The sequence below is a fragment of the Streptomyces racemochromogenes genome, assembly GCF_039535215.1.
GTDB lineage: Bacteria > Actinomycetota > Actinomycetes > Streptomycetales > Streptomycetaceae > Streptomyces > Streptomyces racemochromogenes.
On sequence record NZ_BAAAWT010000001.1, the window covers coordinates 3,806,234 to 3,822,665 of the forward strand.

Here is a 16,432-nt window from a genome sequence, read left to right on the forward strand (position 1 = left end):
TCAAGCCTCCAGGCCGAGGACGGTGGTGAACTTCTCGGGGTGCAGCACGGCGGAGCGTCCGATGCCGGCCGCCGCCCGGTCGAGGGCGGTGAGCCGCGGCCGCTGCTCGGCGGAGGCGAACATCCGGTCGATGAGGTGCCAGCCGGCGAAGGCGGTGGCCCGGACGGGCAGGCCGGGGTCGTGGGCGGCGGACGCGGCGGGGGCTGACGCGGTGGCCGCCCGGTAGCCCTCCCAGAAGGCGACGTTGCGCGTCCGCAGCCGGTTCAGTTCGGCCACGCCGCGCTCGACGACGTCCTGGTGGGAGAGCTGCGGCGCGGGGCCGCTCAGCTCCGCGTCCTTCGACGGGATGTCGAGGACGGCGCGGTGCAGCCATTCGCCGACGAACGCGCCGACGTCCCGGGCCGGATCGGCCCTGCGGAACTCCTCCCAGTCGCACAGGCGCAGCCGCCCGCCGTGCAGCAGGAACTGGTCGAGGCGCAGGTCGCCGTGGACGGGGGCGGTCGGCGCGGCCGCCTCCTCGGCGCGCAGCCGGCGCAGCGCGCCGGCGAGTTCGGTGTCGCGTTGCAGCATCCCCCAGGCCTCCAGCGAGGCCCCGCTGGCCTGGGTGTGGTAGGCCAGCGGGAGCGCGTCGAAGAACTCCAGCGGGGGGAGCAGGATCGGGTCCGGCTCCGCGGCCGCGGCACTCCGGGCGGGCAGGGCCCGGGGCGGGAGGGAGTGCAGGGCGCCGATCATCTCCCCGGCCCGGCGCGCGAGTTCGTCGTCGAACTCCTCGTCGGCGGCCAGGTCGGAGCCGGAGCGGGCGCCTTCGAGCCACTCGAAGACGATCAGCAGCTCGTCGGCGTCCCAGCCCAGGCACCGCGGCGAGGCGAGGGCCCCGGGGTGGGCCGTGGCCGTCTCCTCGTAGGCGAGTTGGCGGCGGAAGCGGCGGGCCGCGTCGGGCTGCCGGGCGTCCAGCTGCTTGACGAAGACGGCGCGGCCGGTGGTGGTCCGGCCGGCCGCGTTCCGGTTGCGGCCGGTGGGTCCGTCGCCCTTCGGGGGCGGCAGCAGGCCGAGCCCGAGCCGCTCCAGGAGGGCCTGCACGGCGGGTGTGGTGGCGAGATCGTCGGTCATTTCAGCCTTGTGATGAGGTAGGCGCGCAGTCTTCTGCCCGCGTGTCGGGGGGGCCGGCCCGGCGGTGCGCCGTGCAGCCGGTGGGCGGTGCGCCGCGCCCACCACAGGCCCGCCGCGCCCACCAGGAGCAGCCAGCCGATGTGGCCGGCGCCGGCCTCGCGGGCGCGGTCGGCGGTGACCAGCGCGGGGGCGCACAGCGCGAGCGCGGCCAGCGGGCCGCGCGCGTACCAGAGCCCGGTCTGGAGCGCGGCGGTGTTGCCCATGGGGGTCTCCGCGCCGACCAGCAGGTGGGTGGGGACCGGCCCGCGGTACGAACTGACCAGCGCGGCGGCCACCATGGCCGGCACCGCCGCCACCAGGACCGCGAAGGCCGCTGTCCCCCGGCCGGTGGACCAGGCCGCGGCGGTGCCCGCGCCGAGCCAGCCCAGCAGCAGGGCGCACGGCACCCAGGCGTGCCGCAGCGCGAGGTCCCGGAACGAGCAGGGGAGGTTGGCGGAGCGGCGGGCGTCGTCGCTGTCGAGCCGGGCGGGCTCCGTGAGCTGCGCCGCCGCCAGGTACTCGGCGACGAGGGCGGCCGCGCACAGGGCGGCCTGCCCGTCGGGCCGGGCGTGGTGGGCGGCGGCGCCGAGGCCGAGGGCCGCGGTGCCCCACAGGGCCGCCCACAGCAGCCGCCCCGGGGCCCGCAGCAGTCCGGTGGCGTCGCGCCAGGGCACGATCAGCCACCGGCTGCGGGGTACGGGCAGCCGCAGCAGCGGTCTGGCGCGCTGCCCCCGCGTGGCGCGCGCCGCGGAACGGGCCTGGCGCAGGTCGAGGGAGTACACGGACGCGGAGACCCGGGACGCGACGGTGGCGCGGGCGCGGAGGGCCTCCTCGGGGACGTCCGGGGTGGCGCGCCGGGCGAACAGCAGCGCGGCGAGCGTGAACGCCGCGGACAGGGCCGCCCCGGCGGGCCAGCCGGGGGCGGGGTGCCCGGCCGCGGCGACGAGCGGCTGGGCGGCCCACCCCCAGGGGCCGGACCACAGGGCGAGCGTGCCGGCGGGGCCGCCGGCGCCGCGCAGGGACGCGTACGCGCAGAGCGCCGCCGAGCCCGCCGCCAGTGTCCAGGTGATCCCCTGGAACCGGACGGCGTTGCGGGCGACGGCGCGGTCGTGGCGTTCGACGAGCAGCCCGGCGGCCACCGCGGTCAGCGCCGCGGCGGTGCCGGCCCACGCGCCCGCCGCGGTCAGCGGCAGCCAGGCGGCGGAGCCCGCGATCGAGAGCAGGTAGCCCAGCACCCCGCCGCAGGCCAGGCCGATCGCGGCCGCGCGGAGCGCGGCGGCGTGGAGCCGGGGCAGCAGGAGCGGACCGCGCAGGACGGGCAGGGGCAGCAGCCACGAGACGGTCGGCAGGTCCACGAGCACCGGGCCCCGCCAGACGGCGCCGCGGGCGGCGTGGACCACCACCAGCGTCAGCAGCGCGGGCACGGCGAGGGGGAGGCCCGCCAGCAGGTGGCCGGAGGTGCTGCCGTGCCACTCCCCGCGCCGGCCGGCCCCGGCGGCGGCGATGAGCAGGGGCACCAGCCAGAAGGCCGTGCCCAGGGCGACGCAGTACAGCACGAAGGCGTTGCTCCTGCGCTTGCCCAGGCGCGTCGCGGTGCGGGCCTCGTGCAGGAACGCCAGCGTCTCGTCCGTGCGCCGGCGCAGGTCGGTGTCGGTACCGCTGCGGGTGCCGGTGCCGGTGCCGCTGCCGGTGCCTTCGCCGCTGCCGGTGCCGGTGGTGCGGTCCGTGTCGCGGGGGGTGCGGTCGGTCTTCACCGGTTCCCCCCGACCGGGGCCACGGTGGCCCGTCCGTCCTCCAGCGTGAGCACGTGGTCGGCCACGGCCGCCGCCAGCCCGTCGTCGTGGGTGGCGAGCAGGATCGCCGCCCCCCGCCGCTTGTGGGCCGTGAGCCGTTGCGCCAGCTCCACGCGGGCCCGGGCGTCCAGCCGCTGCTCGGGTTCGTCCAGCACCAGCAGGTCGTGCGGCCGTACGAACGCGGAGGCCAGCAGCAGGGACTGGGTCTGCCCCGACGAGAGCGCCGAGGGCCGGGACCCGGCGTGGCCGGCCAGCCGGTGGTCGGCCAGCACCCGGTCGACCGTCTCGCCCGCGCGGCGGCCGAGTCCGTGGCCGACGGCGACCAGCATCAGGTGCTCGCGCACCGTCAGGTCCGGATAGGCCGAGCCGGCCTCCATCACGGTGGCCACCCGGGCGCGGGTGCGGGGGGAGTCCTCGTGCAGGGGCTCGCCGTCGAAGCGGACTTCGCCCGACGTGGGCTGCTCGCGGCCGCACGCCAGCCGCAGGAGGGTGGACTTCCCCGATCCGTTGTCCCCCACCAGTACGGTGCACCGCGCCGACGCCAGCTCCATGGTGACCGCGCGCAGTACGCTGCGGTCCCCGTAACTGCGGCTGACGTCGGTCAGCCGGAGCAGGCTCCTGATCGGAGCGGCCTTGCGCGTCGCCTTCCGGGTCGCCTTCATGTGCGGTGCCTACTTCGGGTCTTCGAAGGCCTCGTACACGGAGACGTGGCGGTGGCTGTTCGCGTCGAAGGACTCGCCCCGCCAGCCGCCGAGGCGTTCCACCAGCCGCAGGCCGGCGAGGCGCGCCATGAGGTCGATCTCGGTGGGCCAGGCGTAGCGGATGACCTCCTGGGTGGGGCGCGGCACCCCGCCGTCGACGACGGTGTGGATGACGAGGATCAGCTGCCGGTCGCGCATGACGTGCGTGCTGTCGACCATCACGGAGGTGGGGGAGAGGTAGCGGGTGCTGGTCTTCTCGCCCTCCTGCTGGTGGAAGGCGCGCGGTTCGAACGCCTCGATGACCACGCGGCCGCCGGGCGCCAGCTGCTCGCGCATCCGCCGCATGCACTGGACCTGGGCCTCGGCCGTGGTCGGGGCGAAGAAGGTGTTGAGGGCGATGAACACCACGTCGAACTGTTCGCCGGTGCCGCCGGTGGTGAAGTCGGCGGCCGTGGTGGTGACCTTCCCCTCGGGGTCGCGTGCCGCGAGCTTCTCCAGCATCTGCTCGGAGCCGTCGATGCCGTGCACCGTCAGGCCGCGCTCGGCGAGCGGGATGGCGATGCGGCCGTTGCCCACGCCGAGTTCGAGGACGCGGCCGCCCTCCGGGGCCAGGTCGGCGATGAAGGCGACGGCGTCCGATATATCCGGCGAGGCGGGCGGGTACATCAGGTCGTAGACATCGGCCAGGGCGTCGTACGTGGTGGCGGAATCCATGGGTTTCCCTTTCGGAAGGGGTGTGCGGTGGTCTGCGGTGGTCTGCGGTGGTCGGTCTACGCCGCCGCGGGAAGGGCGGCGAGGTGGTGCGGGAGGTCCGCCTGGGCCCGCCTGCTGTACGCGTAGGCGGCCGAGACGAGCGTCATGTGGTGGTGCCAGCCGGGGAACGAGCGGCCCTCGAAGTCGCCGAGCCCGAGATCGCTCTCCATGTACCGCACGGCCTCCCGTGCCAGGCCCAGGGTCCGGGTCAGCGCGAGCAGTTCCTCGGTCCGGGCGTGCGGCATGTTGGTGATCCAGGTGCGCTCGGCGGGCCGGCCGGCGCGGCCGCGGGTGGCGAAGGCGCGGTACGCGGGCCGCTCCTGGTCCGCGCGCACGGGCCCCGACAGCGCCGTCGCGGCGCGGGCGAGGGGCAGGTGGCCGGGGACCGCCACCACGAAGTCGTGGCCGCGGCGGGCGAGGCCGCGGACGAACGCCTCCGCGCCGGGGCGCGAGGACGCGTCGGCCACGACCGGGACGGCGGGCAGCCGGGTGGCCGCGGCCAGCGCGTCCACGAGGCCGAGTGCCTGCTCCTCGGCGGAGCGGTGGCCGATGCCGTCGGGGATGCGGACCCGGCGCCTGCGGGCGGGGTCCGCGATCCAGCACTCGGGCAGGTACAGCGACCAGTCGACCGGCAGGGCCCCGTGGTCGCCGGCCAGGAACATTCCGGTGCCGACCTGGCCGTTGACGGAACGTCCGTCGGCCGGGCTGTAGCGGCGGTGCACTCCGCACGAGTGGTCGCCGCGCTTGCGCAGGACCACGTCGTCGAGCACCCAGGCGCGGGGAGCGGTGTGCTCCTCCGCCCAGCGCGTGAGCTCCCGGCGGACCGGTTCCCAGTCCCAGGGGCTGGCGTTGACGAACTGGTGGAGTGACTGGAAGGCCGTCTCCCGGTCCGATACGGCGGCGGCGAGCCGCCGCACCGTCTTCTTGCCGGACGTGCCGAGCAGCCCGCGCAGGTACACCTCGGCCCATCGGCGCTGGTCGGTCCGGCGGAGGCTGCCGAAGGTGGCCTCGGCGAACACTGAGATCATGCAAAAACAATAGCGAACGTTCTGTTTTTTTCCAGGCTTGATCCACACCGGCGGACTACTTCGGCAAGTCGGCCGGAGGGGGCGTGCTGACGGGGCGTCAGGTGTCTCGCGGTTCGAGATCCGCCCCGAATCCGGCGCGTTTTTGGCAACTAGGCCTTGCCGGACGGCCCGGTGTTTCGCAGGCTGGCCACCGCGGGCGGCGCGGGGGTGACCGCCGGCGCACGACATCCACGTACGTACGCACAGCACCCACGCACAGCACCCACGCACAGCACCCGCGCAATCCACCCGCGCACGGCACCGCGCTCACGGCACCCGTGTCCGGCGTCCACGCGCGGCTCGTCCGGGTGCGGCGACATCGGAGAGACATGGTGAAGCAGGAGAGGGCGGTCCGGACGCGCAACGCCGCGGTGCGGGCGGCCGCCTCGGAGTTCTACCGCGCCGGATACGGCGGCACGTCGCTGAAGGCCATCAGTCAGGTCGCCGGCGTCTCCATGGGCGCCGTCACCTTCCACTTCGACAGCAAGGCCGAACTCGCCGAAGCCGTCGCGGAGGAGGGGTGCTCGGCGGTGCGGTCGGCGCTCGAAGACGCGGCCGCCCGCCGCGGCGGCGGGAAGGCCCTGGACGACCTCGGGAGCCTGCTGCTGGAGCTTGCCCGCCTGCTGCGGGACGACGTCACCGTGCGCGCGAGCGCCCACCTGGGCCGGGAACTGCCCGACGTCGAGGACTGGACCACCCTGTGGCACCCCGCGGTGGCGGGGCTGGCCCAGGAGGCCCACGACCGGGGCGAACTGCACGCCCCCGCCGACCCGGCGGGCGTGACGGCCCTGGTCGCGCACCTGCTCTGGGGCGCCGAGGCCACCCTGCGCGGCGCGTACCCGGACGGGCAGGGCGCCGCCCTGGACCAGCTGGAGGCCATCTGGCTCCTCGTCCTGGACGGCATAGGCCCCGGCTAGGCCGCCGCCGCGGGCCGCCCCACGGCTTCGCGGTACCAGGGCGCCGCCGCTGCCAGCCGGGCCAGGGGGCCCGGGCCCGGGGGGCAGGCGGCCAGGGGCCACACCTCGTCGCTGCGGTACCAGTGGTCCCGCGCCAGCAGGGCGAACTGCCGCTCGCTCACGGCCCCCGGCGCGGCCCGCAGCAGGCGCAGGCACTCCTCCCACGCCAGGTCGGCGCGCACCCGCGGCAGCACCCCCAGCTCCGCGAGCTCCGCCAGCAGCTCGCCGCTGCGCACGGGCACGGGATGGCCGGCGTGGAACACCCGCCCGGCCGTCGCCCCGCCGTCCCCCGGCAGGACCGCGAGGGCGGTGAGGAGCCGGGCCAGGTCGCCGACGTCGACCGCGCTGAGCAGGCCCCGGCCGCCGTCCCACCGCCCGGGCACCCGCTCCACGAGCTCGGCGAGGGCCGGGACCACCCACCGGTCCCCGGCGCCCAGCACCAGGCCGGGCCGCAGGACGACGGCTCCCGCCGCCAGGGCGTACGCCTCCCCGGCCAGCCGGGTCCGGCTGGTGGCCGACACCGGAGCCGGCTCCAGCTCGCCGACGGCGGCACCCCGGTGCGGCCCGGGCCCGTACACCGCGGCCGTGGACAGGTGGACCACCCGGCCGGTCCCGGCCCGGACGGCCTCGGCCATCAGGGCGGCCGTGCCGCGGACGTTGACCGCCTCGCACAGCGCCTCGTCCGCGCCCACCACCCCGGCCAGGTGCACCAGTACGTCCGCGCCCTCGCACACCCCGGCCACGGACCCCGGCCGCGCGAGGTCCGCCCGCACCCACTCGGCCCCTCCGGCCGCGCCCGCCCCCGGCGGCCGCCGCCGCCCGACGGCCCGCACGGACACGTCCGGCCGGCGGTCCAGCTCCCGGAGCACCGCCGCCCCGATGAAGCCCGTCGCGCCGGTGAGCACCACCCGCAGCGGGCTCACCGGGGGGTGGCGCGCAGCTGGGCCAGCGTCTGCGGCGTGGCGATGCACGGCAGGAAGTACTTCCACAGCGCGGCGACCCGTTCCAGCAGGTCCACGCGCCCCGTCGCGATCTGCGAGAACAGCTGCGTGCCGCTGTACGCGCCGACCAGGACCTGCGCGAACTCCCGCTCGTCCACCCCCGCCAGCAGCTCGCCCCGCTCCCGCGCCACGACGAGCAGGGCGTGGAACTGCTCCACCCACTGCTGGTAGGCCGTGTCGTCCTGGAGCCCGAACTCGCCCTGCTCGACGGCGAGCCGCACGCCGGCCCGGAACAGGACGTTCTCCTGGAGCTCCCGGCCCACGTGGAAGGTGATGTCGATCAGCCGCTGGAGGCCGTCCTCGCCCGGCGGGAGCTGTACGTAGTCCCCCTGGGCGAGCATGACGGCCCGGGCGAGCTCCACCTTCGAGGCGAAGTGGAAGTACATGCCGCCCTGGGTGACCCCGGCCCGCCCCATGATCATGCTGATGCTCGCGCCGTGGAAGCCGAGTTCGTCGAACGTCTCGGCCGCGGCGCGCAGGATCGCCTCCCGCGTCCTCAACGCACGGTCCTGCTTCAACCCCGCCATGGATCACACCACCAGCCACTCGACAAACAAAACGAACATTCTCTATTTTACGGAGTGGCCGCCGTCGACCGTCAGCGCGGGGGCCGCACACGCACGCAAGTGCACGCAAGGGGGAACATGCTCGTCACCGCCCATGGGCCGATATCCGCCGGAGCGCCGGCGCTGACCACCACGGTGCCCAGGGAATACGTCCACCGCGCCGCCCACTGCGAGGTCTTCCTCACGGGCTGGCGGCGCACCGGTACCCACGACTTCACCATCACCGCCCAGTGGCCGCGCAGCCACAGCTTCTACACCGCCACGGCGGGGCTGCACGATCCGCTGATGCTCTGCGAGACCGTGCGCCAGACCTTTCCGCTGCTGCTGCACACCGCGTACGGGACCCCGCTCGGCCACCAGCTGAGCTGGTCGCGGTTCGGCTACGCCCTCAACCCGCACGCGCTGCACGTCGGCTGGACGCCCGCCGAACTGGAACTGCGCGTCACCTGCTCGGAGTTCAGCCTCCGCAGGGGCATCCCCGCCGCGGTCTCCCTCGACATCGCCGTCTTCCGCGACGGCGTCCAGATCGCCGTCGCCGACACCCGTTTCGGCTGCATCGCCCCCGCCGTCTACCGGCGGGTGCGCGCCGAACGCTCGGACGTCCGGCGGGTGTTCGCCGCCGTGCCCGGCCCGGTCGCACCCCTCGCCCCGGCGCTGGTGGGCCGCGACAACGTACGCGACGTCGTGCTCGGCCGCGAGGAGGGCCCGGGCCGCTGGCCCCTGCGGGTGGACACCGCCCACCCCGTCCTCTTCGACCACCCCGTGGACCACGTCCCCGGCATGGTCCTGCTGGAAGCCGCCCGCCAGGCCGCCCACGCCGTGCACCCCTCGGCGCAGCCGGTGCTGCCGACGTCGATGGACGTCACCTTCCACCGCTACGTCGAGTTCGACTCGCCCTGCCTGATCGAGGCCCGGCCCGCCACGTCCCCCGGATCGTCCCCGGGGACCCTGCTGGTCGACGCCGTCCAGGAGGGGGAGGCCGCCTTCACGGCCGAGGTCACCGTCGCGCCCGCCCCCTGACCGGGCCGCCGCCGGGTCCGCCCGGCCGCCCGCTCCCGCACCGCCCCCCGCCCCCGGTCGCCCGCGCGCCGGGGGCGGGACTAGCGTGGAGGGACGTACGGCAGCGGGAGGCCGGGCATGACGAGACGGCGGTGGCGCGGCGCGGCGGTGGGGGCGGCCGCGGTCGGTCTGGTGGTGGTCCCCGTCGGCGTCGGGGCCGGCTACACCTGGGAGGCCCCGGTGCCCGCGGCGCCCGTGGCCGTCGGCGCTCCCGCGTCCGACGAGTTCCCGCGGCTCACGCCCGCCGTGGCGGCCCGGCTGGACGAGGCCGTCCGGAAGGTGCTCGAGGAGACCGGGGTCCCGGGCGTGGTCGTCGCCCTCTCCGCCCCCGGCAAGGGGGAGTACGTACGGGCCTTCGGGACCGCCGACAAGTCGACCGGGGCGCCGATGCGCGCCGACGTGAACCAGCGGATCGGCAGCGTGACGAAGACCTTCACCGTCACCGCCCTGCTCCAGCTGGTCGACGGGGGAAGGGCCGGGCTGGACGACCCCGTGGGGAAGTACGTCGCGGGCGTGCCGAACGGCGACCGGATCACCCTGCGCGAACTGGCCGGGATGCGCAGCGGGCTCTACAACTACTCCGAGGACGAGGGGTTCTTCAAGGCCCTCACGGCCGATCCCCGGCGCCCCTTCACCCCGCAGGAGCTGCTGTCGTACTCCTTCCGGCATCCGGTGCTGTTCGAGCCGGGCGCGGAGTTCGACTACTGCAACACCAACACGATCCTGCTGGGGCTGGTGGTGGAGAAGCTGAGCGGGATCCCCCTGAACCGGTACGTCGAGGAGCGGGTGGCCGGGCCCGCCGGGCTGCACCACACCCTCTTCCCCACGGACGCGCGGTTCCCGGAGCCGCACGCGCAGGGCTACACCGACCAGACCGCCTCGGGGAAGACCGAGGAAGCCACCGACTGGAACCCCTCCTGGGGCTGGGCGGCCGGAGCGATGATCTCGGACCTGCCCGACCTGCGGAGCTGGGCGAAGACCCTGGCCACCGGCACCCTGCTGACCCCCGCCACCCAGGCGCAGCGGCTGAAGGTGGTCGAGGCGCTGCCCGGCGCCGGCTACGGCCTGGGCGTCTTCGACGTCCAGGGCTGGATCGGGCACAACGGATCACTGCCGGGCTACCAGGACCTGGTGGTCTACCTCCCGCAGTCGCGGGCGACGCTGGTGGTCATGCTGAACACGGACGTCGCCCACGAGGGCAACGAGCCCAGCACGCTGTTCGGCGAGGCGATCACCAGGACCGTCACTCCGCGGCACGTCTTGTCCCTGCCGGCCCAGCCCGTCACCGGGCACTGACGCGCCTTCCCCCGGACCCCGCTCCCCCGCGCCCGCGCACAATGGACGCCGGCGCGCGAACGGATCGAGGAGAGAAGCATGTTCGGCAAGGCGGAAACCCAGGGCGGCGACGGCGCGGGAGGCACGGTCACGGACGAGGGCTCCGGGGTCGTGCTCCGGGTGGCGGGGGAGGCGGACCTGGACACGGCCGCGGAACTCTTCCGCGGCTACCTCGACTTCTACGAGGTGGGCGTCGAGGACGCCGGCGCCCCGCGGGAGTTCCTCGCGGAGCGCATCGCCAGGGGGGAGTCGCTGGTCCTGCTCGCCGACGCGCCGGGGATCCCCGGCACCGTCGGGTTCGCGCAGGTCTACCAGGCCTTCTCCTCGCTCACCCTGCGCACGGCGTGGATCCTCAACGACCTGTACGTGGCCCCGGCCGGCCGCCGTACCGGTGCGGGCCGGGCGCTGCTGCGCGAGGTGCTGCGCCGGGCGCGGGAGGCCGGGGTGGCGGGGGTGCAGCTGGAGACCGCGTACGACAACCTCGTCGCGCAGGGGCTGTACGAGTCCGAGGGTTTCGTGCGCGAGGAGTTCCACGTGTACTTCCACGACCTCGGCTGAAACATTTCCCGGGGGCCGTCGCGTCGATGGGGTGAGACGGACGCGAGGGGGAGTGCATGCGGCAGGGTCGCAGAGACGGGTTCCGCGAGTTCGCGGCGGGCCGGTCGGGTCATCTGTACCGGTCGGCCTGTCTGCTGGCCAGCGGGGACACCCACCTCGCCGAGGACCTCGTACAGGAGACCTTGGGGCGGATGTACCTGCTGTGGGGCCGGATCTCGCGCATCGAGAATCCGGCCGCGTACGCGCAGACGGTGCTGGTCCGGGTCTTCCTGACGCACCAGCGCCGCCGCTCGGCGGGGGAGCGCCCGTTCGGGGAGTTCCCCGGCGCCGACGGGCCGCGGGGCGGCGCGCAGCCGGTGGCGGGCGGTACGGATCCGGCGCTGCGGCTGACGCTGCTGGAGGCGCTGGGGCGGCTGGCGCCCAAGGACCGGGCGGTGCTGGTGCTGCGGTACTGGGAGGACCGAAGCGTCGAGGAGACCGCCGAGGCGATGAAGGTCACCTCGGCGGCCGTACGGACCCGGACCTCCCGGGCGCTGTCCCGGCTGCGGGGGCAGCTGGGCGGCAGCCTCGCCGAGTTCGCGGGCCACTGAGGCCCCGGTGCCGCCCTCCCCGGCGCCGTCCTCCCACCCCGCCCTGTCCCTCTCCCCGCCCACCAAGTGGAAGGTCTGGTTCCGCATGCCCCCCATGCCCCTTGAAGACGAGCTCGGCGAAGCCCTCCGGAGCGCGGGTGCCGCCTTCACGCCGGACCCCCAGGCCCTGGCGGCGGCGGGCGAACGGCGCGGCCGCCGGCTCGTGGCCCGCCGCCGGGCCGCCGTGGCCGGGGGCTCCGTACTGGCCCTGGCCCTGGTCGGTACGGCCGGAGCCTGGACGGGCGGCCTGATCGGGGGCGACGGCCGGGGCGAGGCCGCCTCGGCACCCGCCCTGCCCAGCCGGGGACCGGCCCGGCCGCCGGTGGACGGCTCGCGGGAACGGCCGGGCACCGGGGCGGTGACCGCCGCGCAGATGTCGCAGATCCTGAAGTCCCTGCTCCCTGCCGGGCAGTTCACACCGTCCGACAGCCGCGGCACCGACGACCAGGCCCCCATGGCGGCGGGACTCCTCGACGACGGGAAGGGGCAGGCGCGCATCGGCGTCCTGCTCACCCGGATCGACCCGGCCGGCGCGATGGCCAGGGAGATGACCACCTGCCCCGACCGCAAGAACGTGGCCTTCGACTCCTGCAAGGAGGAGAAGCTGCCCGACGGCTCCCGGCTCCTGCTCATCCAGTCCTACGACTACGACGACTCCCGCAGATCGGTGAAGGACTGGCGGGCCACCCTCGCCACCCCGCAGGGCCACCTCCTCGACGCCTCGGAGTACAACGCGCCCCAGGGCAAGCAGGCCCGCCCCACCCGCGCCGAACCTCCGCTGGCCATGGACCTGATGAAGGCCCTGGTGCTGTCGGACAAGTGGCGCCCGGCCCTGGAGGACCTGCCGCCCGCACCCGCCGAGGGCGGCTCCGCCAAGGGCCCCGAGGAGGACGCGGAGATGTTCCTGGCGACCCTGCTGCGCGGCACCGAGATCCCCGTCGCCGACAGGGGCGGCGACGGCGGCTACGGCTACGTCGTCCTCGACGACGGCAAGGGCCGCTCCCTGGTCGAACTCCGCGTCCAGAGGGGCGGCACCGGCTTCCCCGCCGACGCCACCGCGCAGGCCGACGGCGTCCGCGCGAAGGTGACGCAGGGCCCGGCCGGCGAGAACGCCCCGGGCGTGGTCCGCTGGTCCGTGGACACCCTGCGGCCCGACGGGAGGCGGATCACGGTCTCCGCGTACAACGCCCCCAAGCAGACGGGCCCGGCGAGCCGTGCCACCCCCGCGCTCACCCTGGAGCAGGTCAGGGAGGTCGCGCTGAACCGGCACTGGAAGGACGCCGGCGCGCGCTGACAGCCCCCGACGGGGGCGGGGCCGGGCTCACTTGGCGTCGGCGTAGCACTCCACCACCGCCGTGGTGAACGGGAAGCGGACCGGGGTGTCCCCGAAGGTGATCCGGCCCGCCCGGTCCCCGGCGGCCCGCACCGCCTCGACGACGGCCTCCGCCTCCTCGGCGGGACAGTGCACGATCACCTCGTCGTGCTGGAAGAACACCAGCTCCGCGCGCATCCCGGCGGTGGCCTGCCGCAGCGCCGCCAGCATCAGCAGGGCCCAGTCGGCGGCGCTGCCCTGCACGACGAAGTTGCGGGTGAACCGGCCGCGGGCGCGGGTGTTGGCGGAGGCGTAGGACGGGGTCCACCCGGTCTCCTCGGAGTCGGCGCGCTCCTGCCCCGGCTCCTGCGGGATCCCGGCCTCGTCGGCCTCGGCGGCGCCGACCGGCGGCGGGCAGGTACGGCCCAGCCAGGTGCGTACGAGCCGCCCCTCCTCGCCGGCGCGGGCCGCGTCGTCCACGTACGCGACGGCGCGGGGGAAGCGGCGGCGCAGCGCGGCCAGGTTCTTCAGGCCGTCCCCGGAGGTCTGGCCGTAGACCGCGCCCAGCACCGCGATCTTGGCCTTGTCCCGGTCGCCGGAGAAGCCCTGGCGGGACACGGCCGTGTACAGGTCCTCGGGGCGCCCGGCCACCTCCATGAACGCCGGGTCCCGGGAGATCGCGGCCAGCACCCGGGGCTCCATCTGGTCGGCGTCGGCCACGACCAGCCGCCACCCCGGGTCGGCGACGACCGCGCGGCGGATCACCTTGGGGATCTGCAGGGCCCCGCCGCCGTTGGTGACCCAGCGGCCGGTGAGGGTGCCGCCGGGGATGAACTCGGGGCGGAAGCGGCCGTCCCGGACCCAGTCCGCCAGCCAGGACCAGCCGTGGGCGGTGTAGATCCGGTACAGCTTCTTGTACTCCAGCAGCGGGGCGACGGCGGGGTGGTCGATCTCCTGGATCGCCCAGCGGCGGGTGGACCCGAGCCGGATCCCGGCCTGCGCGAAGGCCTTGATGACGTCCGAGGGCAGGTCGGGGCGCACCCGGCGGCCGAAGGCGGCGGAGATCTCGTCGGTGAGTTCGGCGAGGCGGCGGGGCTCGCCGCCGCCGGCGTAGCGCTCGCCCAGCAGCTCGGTCAGCAGGGCCCGGTGCACGTCGGCCCGCCACGGCAGGCCCGCCCGGTGCATCTCGGCGGCGACGAGGAACGCGGCCGACTCGGAGGCGGTGAGCAGGCGCAGCCGGTCGGGGTGCGCGGTGGCGGCGATCCGGCGGGCCTGGTCGGCGTGCACGGCGAGCAGGGCGTCGAGGGGGAGCGGCGCGGTGGCCCCGGGGTCGACGTCGAAGAGCGAGTCCTGCGCGGCGGCCCGCGCGGGCTCGGCGGCGCGCTGCGGGGGATCCGGCGGGACGGGCGCGTCGTTGAGCCGCGCCCAGGCCGCCGCCGCCGAACGGGGTTCCCCGGACCGGCCCTCGTGGGCGAGGAGCAGCAGCTCGGCGTCCTCGATGTCGTAGCACCGCTCGACGCGGGTGCCGGCGGCGAGGACGCGGGGGTACACGGCGGCGGTGGACCGCCAGATCCAGCGGGTGCCGGGGGGAGCGCAGCGGACCGCCTCCGCGGGGGTGGCGGTGGTGACGCGTTCCGCACCGGGGTGCAGGGGCGTGGCGTGCCACTGGCCGCCGGCGGTCTCGGCGAGGGCCCAGGGGGTGGTGGGGTGGTCGCTCACGGGTGCGAGTGTCCCACCGGGGTCTGACAGTGCCGGTGCCCTGGCCGGGCGGGTCGGCGCGCCGCTGCGCGGGGCCGGCCCCTCCCCGCCCTTCGCCCGTTCCCCGGGACTCCGCCCCGGCCCCCGCGCCTCAATCGCCGGCGGGGCTGAAATCAGCCCCGCCGGCGATTGAGGCGCGGGCGCGGTAGCGCCGTGCGCTGACCCGCACCGGCGCGCAGCGCCGGCCCCCGGGCCGCGCCCGGCGCGCAGCGCCAGCGCCCCAGCCCCGCCGGCGTCTGAGGCGAGAACGGGTGAAGGGCGGGGAGGGGAGCAGCCCGCGCAGCGGCACAGCCGGCCGCACGGGCCCACCCGCCCCGGCCACGGGAACCGCCCCGACCCGCGTCGGGAACGGCATGCAAAGCTGAAGGGGTGAGTCAGAGTGCCGAGACCGTCGACCGGGCCTTCGCGGCCGCCCTCTACGCCCAGGACGACGCCGGGCTCGACGTCGGGGCGTCCGTGCTCGCCGCCGACGGCGCGGCCTGGGGCGGGGTCGGGCGGGAGCTGCTCGCGCGCGGGGAGGCGTACGTACGGCAGGCGTGGGAGCGGGGGTGGCGCCCCGCCGACGTGCTGCGGCTGGTGCGCCGGGACCTGGACGCCGTGCACCTCGCCGTCGCCGGGGACGTGATCGCCGCCGAGGCCCGCCGGTACGCCCGGCTGCCCGAGGGGTGGGGCGCGGCGCAGGTGTGGTGGCCGGCGGACGAGGAGTACGCCGAGCGGCTCGCGCGCCGCGAGCGGGCGGACCGGTTCACCCTGGCCACCGCCGTCCTGGAGCTGTACCGGCTGCTGGTCCGGCTGCCGTCCATCGAGCCGGTGGGCCCGGTGCCCGGGGACCCCGCCGGGGACCTCGCGGAGCACGCGCACATCGAGCCCCGCATGCTCGGGCGGATCCGGGCGCTGCTCGCGAAGGCCGAGGCGACGACCTACCCCGAGGAGGCCGAGGCGCTCAGCGCCAAGGCGCAGGAGCTGATGGCCCGGCACACGGTGGACGAGGCGCTGCTCGCGGTGCGCGGCGGTGCTCCGGCACAGGTGCCCGGCGCCTGCCGGATCGGGGTCGAGCCCCCGTACGAGGAGGCCAAGGCGGTGCTGCTGGACGCGGTGGCCACCGCCAACCGCTGCCGTGCGGTGTGGAACGGCGCCTTCGAGTTCTCCACCGTCGTGGGCTTCGAGAGCGACCTGGAGGCCGTCGAGCTGCTGTACACCTCGCTGCTCGTGCAGGGCACGGCCGCCATGACCCGGGCGGAGGCCGCCCAGCGGGCCGGCGGGCGCAAGCGGACCAAGACCTTCCGGCAGTCCTTCCTGCTGGCCTACGCCAGCCGTCTCGGCCGCCGGCTCGCCGAGACCGCCGAGCACACGGCCACCGAGGCCCCCGACTACCTGCCCGCCCTGGTCGCCCGGGACGTGGCGGTCGGCGCGCGGGCCGAGGAGATGTTCCCCCGGACCACGACCACCCGGCTGCGGGGCGCCACCGACCACGCGGGCTGGGAGGACGGCACGGCGGCGGCCGACGCCGCCCACGTCGGCGGGCGGCGCCCGTCCCTGCCCTAGGGGGTGTCCTCCGTGCGCAGGGCGCGGGCCTCCGACTTGAGGATGCGGGCGGACCTGCCCAGCGAACGGGCCATGTCCGGCAGCCTCTTCGAGCCGAAGACCAGCAGGGCGACCGCCAGGACGATGAACAGGTGCCAGGGTTCGAGGCCGTTGCGGAGCATCGGGTGCCCCCCCTTTCGCGTAGCGGGTGCGGCCCATGGAACAGGGGCGCCCCCGTACTCCGCAAACCTGAAGGAAACCTGAAAAGCCG

At 75.8% G+C, this 16,432-nt stretch carries 16 protein-coding genes; 7 read left to right on the plus strand and 9 right to left on the minus strand.

The features are described 5' to 3' along the window. The 5 genes from lxmK to ABD973_RS17665 are packed head-to-tail and all read right to left on the minus strand — an operon-like array spanning position 1 to position 5,424. Positions 1-1,110: a class V lanthionine synthetase subunit LxmK gene (gene lxmK / locus ABD973_RS17645; protein ID WP_125821547.1), complete on the minus strand. Its 1,110-nt coding sequence runs from the start codon at positions 1,108-1,110 to the stop codon at positions 1-3. Then, positions 1,107-2,903, minus strand: coding sequence for a hypothetical protein (locus tag ABD973_RS17650; RefSeq protein WP_345500817.1), 1,797 nt, complete (start codon positions 2,901-2,903; stop codon positions 1,107-1,109). The genes lxmK and ABD973_RS17650 overlap by 4 nt, the downstream gene beginning before the upstream one ends. Then, entirely contained in the window at positions 2,900-3,604 is a 705-nt protein-coding gene (locus ABD973_RS17655; RefSeq protein ID WP_125821545.1) for an ABC transporter ATP-binding protein, read from the minus strand. The genes ABD973_RS17650 and ABD973_RS17655 overlap by 4 nt, the downstream gene beginning before the upstream one ends. Positions 3,605-3,613: 9 nt before the next feature. Then, positions 3,614-4,357 (minus strand): class I SAM-dependent methyltransferase, encoded by a 744-nt coding sequence (locus ABD973_RS17660; RefSeq protein ID WP_125600355.1) that lies wholly within the window; start codon positions 4,355-4,357, stop codon positions 3,614-3,616. Between the two features lie 56 nt (positions 4,358-4,413). Then, the gene (locus tag ABD973_RS17665; RefSeq protein WP_345500820.1) at positions 4,414-5,424 is read right to left on the minus strand and encodes an IS701 family transposase; all 1,011 of its coding nucleotides are present in this window, start codon (positions 5,422-5,424) and stop codon (positions 4,414-4,416) included. A gap of 368 nt (positions 5,425-5,792) precedes the next feature. Between ABD973_RS17665 and ABD973_RS17670 the strand changes: the two genes are divergently transcribed. Then, a complete protein-coding gene (locus ABD973_RS17670; RefSeq protein ID WP_345500822.1) occupies positions 5,793-6,380 on the plus strand; it encodes a TetR family transcriptional regulator in 588 nt (195 codons plus the stop codon). On the opposite strand, the gene ABD973_RS17675 is transcribed toward ABD973_RS17670, so the two are convergent. After that, on the minus strand, positions 6,377-7,342 hold the full coding sequence (locus ABD973_RS17675; protein WP_241253289.1) for an NAD-dependent epimerase/dehydratase family protein: 966 nt from the start codon (positions 7,340-7,342) through the stop codon (positions 6,377-6,379). The genes ABD973_RS17670 and ABD973_RS17675 overlap by 4 nt on opposite strands. Next, entirely contained in the window at positions 7,339-7,947 is a 609-nt protein-coding gene (locus ABD973_RS17680; protein ID WP_125600364.1) for a ScbR family autoregulator-binding transcription factor, read from the minus strand. Before ABD973_RS17680 ends, ABD973_RS17675 begins: the two co-directional genes overlap by 4 nt. Before the next feature lie 117 nt (positions 7,948-8,064). Here ABD973_RS17680 and ABD973_RS17685 point away from each other — a divergent pair, with 117 nt between their 5' ends. The 5 genes from ABD973_RS17685 (at position 8,065) to ABD973_RS17705 (ending at position 12,861) form a co-directional block, all read left to right on the plus strand. Next, positions 8,065-9,006, plus strand: a complete 942-nt coding sequence (locus ABD973_RS17685) for a ScbA/BarX family gamma-butyrolactone biosynthesis protein (RefSeq protein ID WP_241253288.1) — start codon at positions 8,065-8,067, stop codon at positions 9,004-9,006. Positions 9,007-9,123: 117 nt separating this feature from the next. Beyond that, the gene (locus ABD973_RS17690; protein ID WP_345500827.1) at positions 9,124-10,341 is read left to right on the plus strand and encodes a serine hydrolase domain-containing protein; all 1,218 of its coding nucleotides are present in this window, start codon (positions 9,124-9,126) and stop codon (positions 10,339-10,341) included. 78 nt (positions 10,342-10,419) lie between these two features. Beyond that, positions 10,420-10,938, plus strand: coding sequence for a GNAT family N-acetyltransferase (locus ABD973_RS17695; protein ID WP_241253287.1), 519 nt, complete (start codon positions 10,420-10,422; stop codon positions 10,936-10,938). 56 nt (positions 10,939-10,994) lie between these two features. After that, positions 10,995-11,528 carry a SigE family RNA polymerase sigma factor gene (locus ABD973_RS17700; protein ID WP_125821540.1) on the plus strand — a complete coding sequence of 178 codons (534 nt, stop codon included), beginning with the start codon at positions 10,995-10,997 and terminating at the stop codon, positions 11,526-11,528. A 94-nt stretch (positions 11,529-11,622) separates the two neighbouring features. Continuing rightward, positions 11,623-12,861, plus strand: a complete 1,239-nt coding sequence (locus ABD973_RS17705; protein ID WP_125821539.1) for a hypothetical protein — start codon at positions 11,623-11,625, stop codon at positions 12,859-12,861. A gap of 27 nt (positions 12,862-12,888) precedes the next feature. On the opposite strand, the gene ABD973_RS17710 is transcribed toward ABD973_RS17705, so the two are convergent. Next, complete coding sequence (locus tag ABD973_RS17710) at positions 12,889-14,529, minus strand: bifunctional 3'-5' exonuclease/DNA polymerase (RefSeq protein WP_386381886.1); 1,641 nt, start codon at positions 14,527-14,529, stop codon at positions 12,889-12,891. Positions 14,530-15,006: 477 nt separating this feature from the next. On the opposite strand from ABD973_RS17710, the gene ABD973_RS17715 reads away from it, so the two are divergent. Further along, a complete protein-coding gene (locus ABD973_RS17715) occupies positions 15,007-16,182 on the plus strand; it encodes a DUF2786 domain-containing protein (protein WP_125602654.1) in 1,176 nt (391 codons plus the stop codon). Here ABD973_RS17715 and tatA read toward each other — a convergent pair. Beyond that, entirely contained in the window at positions 16,179-16,343 is a 165-nt protein-coding gene (tatA, locus tag ABD973_RS17720) for a Sec-independent protein translocase subunit TatA (protein ID WP_125821537.1), read from the minus strand. The genes ABD973_RS17715 and tatA overlap by 4 nt on opposite strands. Positions 16,344-16,432 lie beyond the last annotated feature (89 nt).

Bases quoted from the DNA above. Each gene is read 5' to 3' on its own strand.
- tatA (WP_125821537.1), bottom strand. From the start codon at position 16,343: ATGCTCCGCAACGGCCTCGAACCCTGGCACCTGTTCATCGTCCTGGCG.
- ABD973_RS17705 (WP_125821539.1), top strand. From the start codon at position 11,623: ATGCCCCTTGAAGACGAGCTCGGCGAAGCCCTCCGGAGCGCGGGTGCC.
- ABD973_RS17695 (WP_241253287.1), top strand. From the start codon at position 10,420: ATGTTCGGCAAGGCGGAAACCCAGGGCGGCGACGGCGCGGGAGGCACG.
- ABD973_RS17690 (WP_345500827.1), top strand. From the start codon at position 9,124: ATGACGAGACGGCGGTGGCGCGGCGCGGCGGTGGGGGCGGCCGCGGTC.
- ABD973_RS17665 (WP_345500820.1), bottom strand. From the start codon at position 5,424: ATGATCTCAGTGTTCGCCGAGGCCACCTTCGGCAGCCTCCGCCGGACC.
- ABD973_RS17680 (WP_125600364.1), bottom strand. From the start codon at position 7,947: ATGGCGGGGTTGAAGCAGGACCGTGCGTTGAGGACGCGGGAGGCGATC.
- ABD973_RS17655 (WP_125821545.1), bottom strand. From the start codon at position 3,604: ATGAAGGCGACCCGGAAGGCGACGCGCAAGGCCGCTCCGATCAGGAGC.
- ABD973_RS17660 (WP_125600355.1), bottom strand. From the start codon at position 4,357: ATGGATTCCGCCACCACGTACGACGCCCTGGCCGATGTCTACGACCTG.
- ABD973_RS17685 (WP_241253288.1), top strand. From the start codon at position 8,065: ATGCTCGTCACCGCCCATGGGCCGATATCCGCCGGAGCGCCGGCGCTG.
- lxmK (WP_125821547.1), bottom strand. From the start codon at position 1,110: ATGACCGACGATCTCGCCACCACACCCGCCGTGCAGGCCCTCCTGGAG.
- ABD973_RS17700 (WP_125821540.1), top strand. From the start codon at position 10,995: ATGCGGCAGGGTCGCAGAGACGGGTTCCGCGAGTTCGCGGCGGGCCGG.
- ABD973_RS17670 (WP_345500822.1), top strand. From the start codon at position 5,793: ATGGTGAAGCAGGAGAGGGCGGTCCGGACGCGCAACGCCGCGGTGCGG.